Source organism: Micromonospora sp. WMMD1274 (assembly GCF_049179035.1).
Taxonomy (GTDB): Bacteria; Actinomycetota; Actinomycetes; order Mycobacteriales; family Micromonosporaceae; genus Micromonospora; species Micromonospora tulbaghiae.
Window position 1 is genome coordinate 4,954,574 of record NZ_JBMHMG010000001.1, and the last position, 11,730, is coordinate 4,966,303.

An 11,730-nucleotide genomic window follows, 5' to 3' on the forward strand; every position below is an offset into this window, starting at 1 on the left:
GTTCCCGCTCCCCGGAACTCCGGGCGGTCAGCCGCGCAGGCGCAGGCCGCGCGGGGTGGCGCGGAAACCGGCGGCGGTCAGCGCGTCGCGCAGCGGGGACGCGTTCACGGCCTCGCCGTCGGCGCGTTCCACCGAGATCGCGCCGAGCGCACCGGAGTGCACCGCGTCGGCGAGCGCCTTGCCGGCCGCGCCGAGCGTGTCGGCGTCGTCGGTGAACGACAGGATCGTCCGGCCGCCCCGCTCGACGTAGAGCACCAGGTCGCCGCCGACGAGCACGACCAGCGCACCCGCCTTGCGCCCGGCCCGGTGGCCGGTGGCCGGCGCCGCTCCGTCGCCGGAGTCGACAACGCGCTCGGGCCAGGGCAGCGCCGCGCCGTACGGGTTCGCCGGGTCGGTGGCCGCGAGCACGACCGTCGGCCCGCCCCGGCCCTGGGAGTCGTCGGCGAGCGCCCGGATGCGGTCCACCGCGCCCGGCACCGCGAACTGCGCCGCGCCGAGCCCTTCGACGAAGTAGCCGCGCCGGGCCGCCCCGCGTTCCTCCATCGCGGACAGCACCGGGTAGACCCCGGCGAAGCCGCCGGTGACCTGCTCGGCGACGACCGCGCCCCGGGTCACCACGCCGTGCCGTTCCAGCAGCAGGTCGGCCAGGGCGGCGGCCCGGCGGGTGGGGTCGAGGTCGCGTTCGGGCAGCCGGGACCACCGACCGGCCATGGTGGGCGGGCCGCCCCGGCTGGGCAGCGCCACCCGGCCCGGCCGGCGGTAGCGGGTGCGCGGCGCCGACGGCCGGGACCGGTGTGCCCCGCCGGCGCCGAGCGCGGCCCGCAGCGGGGCGAGCGTGTCGTTGGTGAGGTGACCGGCCCAGACCAGATCCCACACCGCGCCGGACAGGGCGGCGTCGTCGGTGGCGCCGACCCGGTCGGACAGCGAGCGGAAGAACAGCGCCTGCCCGTCGGTGAGCGCGTCGAGCACCGACTCGTGCAGCGGGGTCAGCGTCAGCGCCTCGTCCGGCGGTGGGAGCAGCAGCGGCGCGACGTCGGCGTACGCGAGCGTCACCCACCCGTCGCCGCCGGAGATCGCGCCCGCGCCGGCCCACACCACCTCGCCACCGGCGCACAGCTCGTCGAGCTGGGCGGGGGAGTAGTCGGCGACCCGGGCGGGCAGCACCAGGCGTTCCAGCGCGGACGCCGGCACGCTCACGCCCTGCAACTGCTCGACGGTGGCGGCGACCGCCTCGACGCCCCGGGCCGACGAGCCGACCTGCTGCCAGCGGGGCAGGAACGCGGCGAGCGCGCGCGGCGGCACCGGTTCGATCTCCCGGCGCAGGGCGGCAAGGGAGCGGCGGCGCAGCAGGCGCAGCACCTCCGCGTCGCACCACTGGGTGCCCACACTGTCCGGCGCGAACTCGCCGGAGACCACCCGGCCGTTCGCGGCGAGCCGGCGCAGCGCCTGCTCCACCACGAACACGCCGAGCCCGAACCGGGCCGCGCAGGTGGCCGCCGCGAACGGGCCGTGCGTGCGGGCGTACCGGGCGACCAGGTCGGCGAGCGGATCGGCCACCGGCGCGAGGTACGCCTCGGCGACCCCGACGGGCAGCGCCACCCCGAGCGCGTCGCGCAGCCGGGCGGCGTCCTCGACGACCACCCAGCGGTCCTCGCCGGCGATGCGGACCCGCAGCACCCGCCGGGCCGCCGCCAGCTCGTCGGTCCAGGACTCCGGTACGCCCCGCTCGGCCAGCTCGGCGCCGCTCAGGTCACCGACCACGCGCAGCAGCTCGACCACGTCCTCCGGGTCGCGGGGCCGCCGCTGCTCGGTGAGCCAGCGCAGTTGGCGCGCGGTCTCGGCGAGCACCTCCGGGTCGAGCAGTTCCCGCAGGTCGACGCGGCCGAGCAGCTCGCCGAGCAGCCCGGAGTCGAGCGCCAGCGCGGCGGCCCGCCGCTCGGCCAGGGGCGCGTCGCCCTCGTAGAGGAACGCGCCGACGTACCCGAACAGCAGCGACCTCGCGAACGGCGACGGGCGCTCGGACTCCACCTCGACCAGGCGTACCTTGCGGGCGGCCAGGTCGCGCATCAGCTCGCCGAGGGCGGGCTGGTCGAAGACGTCCTGGAGGCACTCGCGGGCGGCCTCCAGCGTGACCGGGAAGTCGGCGTACTCGCGGGCCACGTCGAGCAGCTGCGCGGCGCGCTGGCGTTGCTGCCACAGCGGCTGCCGCCGCCGGGGGTCACGCCGGGGCAGCAGCAGCGATCGGGCCGCGCACTCGCGGAACCGGGACGCGAACAGCGCCGACGTGCCCACCGACTCCTCGACGAGCTGGGCGATCTCGTCCGGCTCGAAGACGACCACGTCGGCGCCGGGCGGGGTGTCCGCGGTGTCCGGCAGGCGCACCACGATGCCGTCGTCGGAGGGCATGACCTGGGCGTCAACGCCGTACCGCTCGGCCAGCCGGCGGCCGATCGCCAGCGCCCACGGCCCGTTGACCCGGGCGCCGAGCACCGAGTGCACGGCGAGCCGCCAGTCGCCCAGCTCGTCGCGGAACCGTTCGACCACCACCGTCCGGTCGTCCGGCAGCGACCGGGTGGCCGCCTTCTGCTCGCGCAGGTAGTTCATCAGGTTGCCGGCGGCCCAGTCGTCCAGCCCGCCGGCCCGCAGCGCAGCGACCGCGTCGGCGTCGGACTGCCGCAGCAGCGCCCGGACCCGGGCACCGATCGCCCGGCCCAGCTCGACCGGGCGGCCGAGCTGGTCGCCCTTCCAGAACGGCATCCGGGCCGCCTGCCCGGGCGCGGGGGAGACGAGCACCCGGTCGGGGGTGATCTCCTCGATCCGCCAGGACGACGAGCCGAGCAGGAACACGTCACCCACCCGGGACTCGTAGACCATCTCCTCGTCCAGCTCACCGACCCGCGCGGCCCGCTCGGCGCCGGCCAGGAACACGCCGAACAGGCCCCGGTCGGGGATGGTGCCGCCGCTGGTCACGGCGAGCCGCTGGGCGCCGGGCCGGCCGGTCAGCACGTCGGTGGCGCGGTCCCAGACCAGCCGGGGACGCAACTCGGCGAACGCGGTCGACGGGTAGCGCCCGGAGAGCATGTCGAGCACCGCGTGCAGCGCCGAGTCGGGCAGCTCCGCGAACGGCGCCGCCCGCCGGACCAGCATCGCCAGGTCGCCGAGCCGCCACGGCTCCAGCGCCACCATCGCGACGATCTGCTGGGCCAGCACGTCGAGCGGGTTGCGCGGGTAGTGCAGCTCCTCGATCGCCCCGACACCCATCCGTTCGGCCACCACTGTGCAGGAGAGCAGGTCGCCCCGGTGCTTGGGGAAGACGACGCCGCGCGAGACCGCGCCGACCTGGTGCCCGGCCCGCCCGACGCGTTGCAGCCCGGCCGCCACGCTCGGCGGCGCCTCGATCTGCACCACCAGGTCGACAGCGCCCATGTCGATGCCCAGCTCCAGGCTGGACGTGGCGACCACGGCGGGCAGCCGGCCGGACTTGAGCGCCTCCTCGATCTGCTTGCGCTCCTCCCGCGACACGCTGCCGTGGTGCGCCCGCGCGATCACCGCCGGCGCCCCGGCCGCCGCGCCGGACTGCGCCATCACCTCCGCCGGCTGCCGCGGCGGTCCGACCGGGCCGCCGAACGCTGCCGCCCCCCGCCGTACCCGGCCCCCGTCGCCCGGCTCGCCGCCGGACACCGCGCCGGGCCCGCCGCCGTCGTCGAGCCCGGCCCCGTCGCCGGCCGGCGGGCCGTCGGGGCCGGGCAGCAGATCGGATACGCGCACCGGCTCCCCGCCCCGGGCCACGCGGCTGCCCTCCGGGGCGGACGCCGCCTCCAGCTCCTCGGCGGCCAGCTCGTTGAGGCGGGCGCAGAGGCGTTCGGCGCTGCGCCGGGAGTTGGTGAACACGATCGTGGACCGGTGCGCGCGGATCAGCGCGAACACGCGTTCCTCGACCGCCGGCCAGATCGACGGGCGGCGGGGTGCGAGGCCGCCCAGGTCGTCCTCCGGCGGCTCCTGCTCGTCGAGGCGGGTCATGTCCTCCACCGGGACCTGGACGCTGACCTCGATGGTCTTGTTCGCCGGCGGCTGCACCACGTCGACCGGGCGTGCGCCGCCCAGGAAGCGGGCGCACACGTCGATCGGCCGGACGGTGGCGGACAACCCGATCCGTTGGGCGGGACGCTCCAGCAGCGCGTCGAGCCGTTCCAGGGACAGCGCCAGGTGGGCGCCGCGCTTGGTGCCGGCGACCGCGTGCACCTCGTCGACGATCACCGTGTCGACGCCGCGCAGCGAGTCGCGGGCGGCGGAGGTGAGCAGCAGGAACAGCGACTCGGGCGTGGTGATGAGGATGTCCGGCGGGGTGCGGGCGAAGGCCCGGCGCTCGTCGGCCGGGGTGTCGCCGGTCCGCATGCCGACGGTGATGTCGGGCGGGACCAGGCCGAGCCGGGAGGCGGCCTGGCGGATGCCGGTGAGCGGGGCGCGCAGGTTGCGTTCCACGTCGACGGCGAGCGCCTTGAGCGGGCTGACGTAGAGCACCCGGCAGCGGCGCCGGGGATCGGCCGGCGGCGGCTCCTTGGCGAGCCGGTCGAGTGACCAGAGGAACGCCGCGAGCGTCTTGCCGGAGCCGGTCGGCGCGACGACGAGGGCGTTGCGTGTGGCGGCCACCGAGCGCCAGGCGCCCTCCTGGGCCGGGGTGGGCGCGGCGAACGCCGCGGTGAACCACTCCCGGGTAGCCGCGCCGAACTCCGCCAGGACACCGCCCGGCCTGCCTGACCCGCCTGACCCGCCTGGCCGGCTCGCCGGGGTCACCTCGTCCGCCACGCTCCCATCCTGCCGCGCCGGTGTGACATCCGGCCCGCCGCCGGACCGTTCCGTCCCGCCCGCGACAGCCCGAGAATGGAATGGGCGATTATTCCGTTAAGTCTTACTTAACTGCTTGCTTGTGGGCTGCAACATAAAGTAACTTCACTCGCGATGCGGCGTGGGGTGGAGGCGTGGATGACCGTCGAGGACCGAGGTCTGGGTTCCGGAACCGACGTGCTCATCCGCAAGGTCGACAGTCGCCTGGCCGCGCTCCGCGCCGCGCTGCACGGCCCCGATCTCGAACTGGCCGAGGAACTGGCCGCGCGGCTGCGCGAGATGATCCTGGCGACCGCCCGCTCCAGCGCCGCCGACCGCGCCCGCGTCCGGGCCGCCGTGCACTACTTCGTCCAGCGCCGGGAGAGCCGCGACGCCCGGCTGCCGCTGCGCTCCCTGGTCGCCGCCCAGCGCGCCGTCGACCGCGCCGCCCGTCAGCTGGCCACCCCCAACCCCACCCTCTGACCCCCGCCGCACCCCGCCCTTCCGCCCTCCCGCCGCCCCGGTGATCAAGGAGTTCGTGTCCGGGAGCGCGCCCGATCCCGCCGCAAACTCCTTGATCACCGCCCGAGAGGCCGGGACGGCCGGGACGGCCGGGTGGAGGTAAGGGTGGGTTTTGGGGAAAACGGCCCGGTTCGGTGCCTCTGTGGCGTGTGATCGGTTGTGACACCAGCGTGTTCTGCGCGCTGTCACCTCGACCGGGAGTACGCGTGCTCGTCCTGCTGATCGTGCACCTGGTGGCGGCGCTGCTCGCCCCGCTGCTGGTCCGCCGGTGGGGTCCGCGCGCCTGCCTGCTGCTCGCGCTCGCCCCGGCCGCCACAGCGGTCTGGGCGGCGGCGCACACCGCTGACGTACGCGACGGCGGCGAGGTGGTCGAGACGTACTCCTGGATCTCGCAGCTCCAGCTCGACGTGGCGCTGCGGGTCACCACGTTGTCCTGGCTGATGCTGCTGCTCGTCGGCGGCGTCGGCGCGCTGGTGCTGGTCTACTCCGCCCGCTACTTCCCGCCCGGGTCGGTCGGGCTGGCCCGGTTCGCCGCCGTCATGGTCGCCTTCGCCGGGGCCATGCTCGGCCTCGTCGTCTCCGACGACCTGCTGCTGCTCTACGTCTTCTGGGAACTGACCACCGTCTTCTCATACCTGCTCATCGGGCACAGCACCGAGCGCCGCTCCAGCCGGTGGGCCGCCGCGCAGGCGCTCACCGTGACCACGCTGGGCGGGCTGGCCATGCTCGTCGGGTTCCTGCTGCTCGGCCACCACGCCGGGGGCTACCGGTGGTCGGAGGTGGCCGCGGCGCCGCTGCCCGGCGGCGGATACCTGACCGTCGCGGTGCTGCTCATCCTCGCCGGTGCGCTGGCGAAGTCCGCGGTGTTCCCGTTCAACGCCTGGCTGCCGGTGGCGATGGCCGCCCCGACGCCGGTGAGCGCGTACCTGCACGCGGCCGCGATGGTGAAGGCCGGCATCTTCCTCATCGGACTGCTCGGCCCGGTGCTCGCCCCGGTCGACGGGTGGCGGCCGGTCACGGTGGTCGCCGGCCTGGTCACGCTCGTCATCGGCGGGTGGGCGGCACTACGGCAGACCGACCTGAAGCTGCTGCTGGCGTACGGGACGGTCAGCCAGCTCGGCCTGCTCACCGTGGTGTTCGGCGCGGGCACCCCGAAGGCGGCGCTGGCCGGCGTGGCGATGCTGGCCGCACACGCCCTGTTCAAGGCGGCGCTGTTCCTGGTCGTCGGCATCCTCGACCACGAGGCCGGCACCCGTGACCTGCGGGAGCTGTCCGGGGTCAGGCGGACCGCGCCGGTGCTGGCCGTCGTCGCCACGCTGGCCGCCGCCTCGATGGCCGGGGTGCCGCCGCTGCTCGGGTTCGTCGGGAAGGAGGCGGCGCTCGCCGCGTTCACCGGCGATCCACTGGTCCTGATCGTGCTGGTGGTCGGCAGCGCGCTCACCGTCGCGTACAGCATCCGGTTCCTCTGGGGCGCGTTCGGCGCCCGGCCCGGTGTGCCGGACACCGAGCTGGCCCGGCCGCCCGCCGCGATGCTCGTGCCCCCGGCGCTGCTCGCCGTGGCCGGGCTCGCCGCCGGTCCGGCCGCCGGGTGGCTGAGCGGCCTGTTCGAGCCGTACGCCGAGCTGTTCGGGCCGGTCGAGGAGCACCTGGCGCTCTGGCACGGACCCACGGCGGCGCTCGGCCTGTCCGCCCTCGTGCTGGCCGGCGGTGTGGTGCTGCACCTGATCCGCGGCCCGCTGGCGCCCGCGCTGGCGCGGCTGCGCTCGCCGGTGAACGGCAACCAGGGGTACGAGTGGGTGACGCACGGATTCGACCGGCTCGCCATCGAGGTCACCGGCGCCACCCAGCGGGGTTCCCTGCCGCAGTACCTCGGCACCGTGCTGCTCGTGCTGGTGTTCGTGCCGGGCGGGGCGATGCTCGCCACCGCGCCGTGGCGGGTCGACCTGGCGCCCTGGGACAACCCGGCCCAGCTCGTGGTCTGCGTGGTGATCGCGGTCGCCGCGCTGCTCGCGGTCGGCGCGCGCCGCCGGCTCACCGCGATGCTGCTCGTCGGCGTGACCGGTTACGGCACCGCGATGATGTTCGTCCTCTACGGCGCGCCGGACGTGGCGCTGACGCAGTTCCTGGTGGAGACCGCGACGATCGCGGTGTTCGTGCTGGTGCTGCGGCGGCTGCCGGAGCGCTTCTCGGCCCGCCCGCTGCGCCGCAGCCGCTGGGTCCGGCGCGGCATCGGGATCGCCGCCGGCGTCGTGATGGCCGGCCTGGCGCTGGCCGCGGCCGGAGCGCGGCGGGCGCCGTCGATCTCCGCCGACTTCCCGGACCTGGCCCTGGTCGAGGGGTACGGCCGCAACGTCGTGAACGTGACGCTCGTCGACATCCGGGCGTGGGACACGATGGGGGAGATCTCGGTGCTCGTGGTGACCGCGACCGGCGTGGCCAGCCTGATCTACGAGCGTTCCCGCACCGGGCCGCGTCCCCGCCGTCCCCAGCCGGTCGCGTTGCGCGCCGGCGACCGGCGCACGGTGTGGCTGCGCGGCGGGCAGACGCTGCCGGAGCGGCGGCGCTCGATCGTGTTCGAGGTGGTCACCCGGCTGATCTTCCACACCGTGCTGGTCTTCTCGCTGTTCCTGCTCTTCTCCGGGCACAACGCCCCCGGCGGCGGCTTCGCGGGCGGGCTGGTCGCCGGCCTTGCGCTGGCCCTGCGTTACCTGGCCGGCGGCCGGTACGAGCTGGCCGAGGCGGCGCCGGTCGGGGCCGGCACGGTGCTCGGCGCGGGTCTGGGCATCTCGGTCGGCAGCGGCGTGCTGGGCCTGGCGCTCACCGGCGAGGTGCTCCAGAGCGTGAAGGTCAACCTGTGGCTGCCGGCGATCGGTGACTTCTACCTGGTCACGTCGCTGTTCTTCGACATCGGCGTCTACCTGGTGGTGGTCGGGCTGGTGCTGGACATCCTGCGGAGCCTGGGCGCCGAGGTGGACCGGCACGTGGAGGCCGCGGGCGAGGCCGGGCGAGGTCTGGTCGTCCAGCGGGACGGCCCACCATGACGAGGGGGGCGGCCGGGCCGACGCTGGTGCTGGTGCTGGCGGTCGGGGTGCTCGTCGCCGCCGGTGTGACGCTGCTGCTGGAACGCAGCCTGACCCGGATCCTGCTCGGCATCATCCTGCTCGGCAACGGCGTGAACCTGCTCATCCTGCTCGGCGGGCGGGCCGGCGCCGCACCGCTCGTGGGCTCCACCTCGCCGGGCGCGATGAGCGACGCGCTGCCGCAGGCCATGGTGCTCACCGCCGTGGTGATCACGTTCGGGCTGACCGCGTTCCTGCTCGCCGTCGCCTACCGGAGCTGGTACACCAGCGGCGACGACGAGGTGCAGGACGACCTGGAGGACCGGCAGATCGTCCGGCTCGCCGAGAGCAACGAGGTGTCCACGGCGGACCTCGGCGGCGAGGGCCCGGACGACGACCCGGAGCAGGTGGATCCGGAGCCGGCCCGCCGGCGGTTGCGCCGGGACGGGGAAACCACATGAGTGCCCTCGTGCCGCTTCCGGTGGTGGTGCCGCTGCTCGGCGCGGCGCTCACCCTGCTGCTGTCCGGGCGGCCCGGGTTGCAGCGGTGGGTGAGTGTGCTCTGCCTGTCCAGCGTCCTGGTGGTGGCGGCGGTGCTGCTGGTGCAGGCGTACCGGTTCGGGCCGGTGGTGGTGCAGGTGGGCGGCTGGCCGGCGCCGGTGGGCATCGTGCTGGTGGCGGACCAGTTGGCGGCGCTGATGGTGCTCGTCTCCTCGGCGGTGACGTTGTGCGTGCTGCTCTACTCGATCGGCCAGGGCCGGGGGGAGACCGGGGAGACCGCGCCGGTGAGCATCTTCCACCCCACGTACCTGGTGCTGACCGCGGGCGTGACGAACGCCTTCCTGGCCGGGGACCTGTTCAACCTCTTCGTCGGCTTCGAGATCCTGCTGGCCGCGAGCTTCGTGCTGATCACGCTGGGCGGCACCGAGGTGCGGTTGCGGACCGGGTCGACGTACGTGGTGGTCAGCATCCTGTCGTCGCTGCTGTTCCTGTCCGCCGTGGGGCTGGTGTACGCGGCCACCGGCACGCTGAACATGGCGCAGCTCGCCGGCCGGCTGGACGCGCTGCCGTCGGGCGTACGCCTGACCCTGCAACTGACGCTGCTGCTCGCGTTCGGGATCAAGGCGGCGGTGTTCCCGCTGTCGGCGTGGCTGCCGGACAGCTACCCGACCGCGCCCGCCCCGGTGACGGCGGTCTTCGCGGGCCTGCTCACGAAGGTCGGCGTGTACGCGATCATCCGCACCGAGACGCTGCTGTTCCCCGGCGGGCAGGTCGCCACGCTGCTGATGGTGGTGGCCGGGCTGACCATGGTGGTCGGCATCCTCGGCGCGGTCGCCCAGTCGGACCTGAAACGGCTGCTGTCCTTCACGCTGGTCAGCCACATCGGCTACATGATCTTCGGGGTGGCGCTGAGCAGCGTCGCCGGCCTGTCCGGGGCGATCTTCTACGTGGTGCACCACATCACCATCCAGACCACGCTGTTCCTGGTCGCCGGCCTGGTCGAGGAACGCGCGGGCAGCACCGACCTGCGCCGGATCGGCGGCCTGGCGCGGATCGCCCCGATGCTCGGCGTGCTCTTCTTCGTCCCGGCGATGAACCTCGCCGGCATTCCGCCGTTCTCCGGGTTCCTCGGCAAGCTCGGCCTGCTCCAGGCCGGCGTGGCGGCCGGCGGCACGCTGCCCGCCGTGCTGGTCGCGGCCGGCACGCTGACCAGCCTGCTCACGCTCTACGCCGCCTCCCGGGTATGGAACATCGCGTTCTGGCGGGAGCCCCGGCTGGCCACCGCCACCCCGCCGGCCCGGCTGCCCGGGCTGATGGTCGGGGCGACCACCGCCCTGGTGGCGCTGGGCGTGCTGTTCACGCTGCTGGCCGGGCCGCTGTTCCAGGTCACCGCGGACGCGGCCACCGACCTGCGCGAGCGCACCCCGTACGTGCGGGCGGTCCTGCCCCGGGACGTGCCGTGACCGACGACCTGCCCCCGGGCGCGGGGGCGACCGGTGAGCCCGCGGGCGTACCCCGGGCCGCGCCCGCACCGGACGCGCCGGCACCGACGGTCGGCCGGGGTGGGCGGCGGCGGGACCAGGCGGTCGCGCTCGCCTGGCTGGTCGTCGCGTGGATGTTGCTGTGGGGCGACGTGTCCTGGGGCAACCTGTTCGCCGGCCTGGTGGTCGGCGTGGCAGTGCTGCTGTTCTTCCCGCTGCCGCCGGTCACGTTCGGCGGCCGGGTACGCCCCCGCGCGCTGCTGGTGTTCGCTGCCACGTTCGTCGCGGAGCTGGTCAGCGCCAGCCTGCACGTGGCCGCCGTGGCGCTGCGCTTCGGCTACCGCCCACGCGGCGCGATCATCGCGGTGCCGCTGCGCGTGCGCACCGATCTCAACCTGGCGCTCACCGCGGAGGTGATCTCGCTGGTGCCGGGCACGCTGATCCTCGACGTCGACCGGGCCGAGGGCGTGCTCTACGTGCACCTGCTCGACGTGCGCGGACCCGAGGACATCACCGCCAGCCGCGAGCGCGTGCTCGCCGTCGAGCGGCGCATCGTGCGCGCCATCGGATCTCCCGACGAGGTACGCCGGCTCGACATCGAACCCGTGGAACGGAGGAACCACCAGTGACAGTCCTGCTCGCCGTCGCGCTCACCGTGCTGCTCTCGGCCACCGCGCTGCTCGCCCTGGCCCGGATCTACCGCGGCCCGTCCCTGCTCGACCGGGTCGTCGGTGCCGACCTGCTGCTGTCGGCGATGCTCGCCGCGGTGGGGGCGGAGGCCGCGGTGAACCGGCACGCCACCACTCTGCCCGTCCTGGTGGTGCTCTCCCTGCTCGGCTTCATCGGGTCGGTGTCGCTGGTGCGCTTCGCGGTCCGGGCTGAATCCTGATGGCCGGCGCGGTCGCGGACTGGGTGGGTGGCTTCCTGCTGCTGGCCGGGGCGGCGCTGGCCCTGGTCGCCGGCATCGGGCTGGTGCGCTTCCCGGACGTCCTGGACCGGATGCACGCGGCCACCAAGCCCCAGGTGCTGGGCGTCCTGCTGCTGCTGGCCGGGCTGGCGCTGCGCCTGCGTACCCCCTCGGATCTGGGCATGCTGGTCCTGGTGGCGATCTTCCAGCTCTCCACCGCGCCGGTGGCCGCGCAGATGATCGGCCGGGCCGCGTACCGCTCCGGGCGGGTCGACCGCACGCTGCTGGACGCCGACGAACTGGCCGGGCGCTGAACCGGACGTGCGGGAGGCTTCCCGGCACCCTCAGCGAACATCCAGCGGCCCCCGATAAAATGGGCGGCATGATCGACTCTCCTGCCCCGGAGGGCAGCAGTAGCCGGCCGGGTCATACCCGGC

Annotated in this window: 8 protein-coding genes; 7 read left to right on the forward strand and 1 reads right to left on the reverse strand. The window is 74.9% G+C overall.

All coding sequences use genetic code 11. The annotated features are described in order from the left end of the window. Positions 1-27: 27 nt before the first annotated feature. Positions 28-4,794 carry an Lhr family helicase gene (locus ACN27D_RS23590; protein WP_421501190.1) on the reverse strand — a complete coding sequence of 1,589 codons (4,767 nt, stop codon included), beginning with the start codon at positions 4,792-4,794 and terminating at the stop codon, positions 28-30. Positions 4,795-4,983: 189 nt separating this feature from the next. Between ACN27D_RS23590 and ACN27D_RS23595 the strand changes: the two genes are divergently transcribed. The 7 genes from ACN27D_RS23595 (at position 4,984) to mnhG (ending at position 11,607) form a co-directional block, all read left to right on the forward strand. Beyond that, the gene (locus ACN27D_RS23595) at positions 4,984-5,307 is read left to right on the forward strand and encodes a hypothetical protein (RefSeq protein WP_421500010.1); all 324 of its coding nucleotides are present in this window, start codon (positions 4,984-4,986) and stop codon (positions 5,305-5,307) included. A 245-nt stretch (positions 5,308-5,552) separates the two neighbouring features. Beyond that, complete coding sequence (locus tag ACN27D_RS23600) at positions 5,553-8,387, forward strand: Na+/H+ antiporter subunit A (RefSeq protein ID WP_121683670.1); 2,835 nt, start codon at positions 5,553-5,555, stop codon at positions 8,385-8,387. Further along, on the forward strand, positions 8,384-8,866 hold the full coding sequence (locus ACN27D_RS23605) for a Na(+)/H(+) antiporter subunit C (RefSeq protein ID WP_120571080.1): 483 nt from the start codon (positions 8,384-8,386) through the stop codon (positions 8,864-8,866). The genes ACN27D_RS23600 and ACN27D_RS23605 overlap by 4 nt, the downstream gene beginning before the upstream one ends. Next, positions 8,863-10,368 (forward strand): Na+/H+ antiporter subunit D, encoded by a 1,506-nt coding sequence (locus tag ACN27D_RS23610; RefSeq protein WP_252454451.1) that lies wholly within the window; start codon positions 8,863-8,865, stop codon positions 10,366-10,368. Before ACN27D_RS23605 ends, ACN27D_RS23610 begins: the two co-directional genes overlap by 4 nt. Further along, positions 10,365-11,015, forward strand: a complete 651-nt coding sequence (locus ACN27D_RS23615; protein ID WP_358170276.1) for a Na+/H+ antiporter subunit E — start codon at positions 10,365-10,367, stop codon at positions 11,013-11,015. The genes ACN27D_RS23610 and ACN27D_RS23615 overlap by 4 nt, the downstream gene beginning before the upstream one ends. Then, the gene (locus ACN27D_RS23620) at positions 11,012-11,275 is read left to right on the forward strand and encodes a monovalent cation/H+ antiporter complex subunit F (RefSeq protein WP_120571077.1); all 264 of its coding nucleotides are present in this window, start codon (positions 11,012-11,014) and stop codon (positions 11,273-11,275) included. The genes ACN27D_RS23615 and ACN27D_RS23620 overlap by 4 nt, the downstream gene beginning before the upstream one ends. Beyond that, positions 11,275-11,607 carry a monovalent cation/H(+) antiporter subunit G gene (gene mnhG, locus ACN27D_RS23625; protein ID WP_121683666.1) on the forward strand — a complete coding sequence of 111 codons (333 nt, stop codon included), beginning with the start codon at positions 11,275-11,277 and terminating at the stop codon, positions 11,605-11,607. Before ACN27D_RS23620 ends, mnhG begins: the two co-directional genes overlap by 1 nt. Positions 11,608-11,730 lie beyond the last annotated feature (123 nt).

Coding starts and splice junctions, on each gene's coding strand:
- ACN27D_RS23610 (WP_252454451.1), top strand. CDS start 8,863: ATGAGTGCCCTCGTGCCGCTTCCGGTGGTGGTGCCGCTGCTCGGCGCG.
- ACN27D_RS23595 (WP_421500010.1), top strand. CDS start 4,984: ATGACCGTCGAGGACCGAGGTCTGGGTTCCGGAACCGACGTGCTCATC.
- mnhG (WP_121683666.1), top strand. CDS start 11,275: ATGGCCGGCGCGGTCGCGGACTGGGTGGGTGGCTTCCTGCTGCTGGCC.
- ACN27D_RS23605 (WP_120571080.1), top strand. CDS start 8,384: ATGACGAGGGGGGCGGCCGGGCCGACGCTGGTGCTGGTGCTGGCGGTC.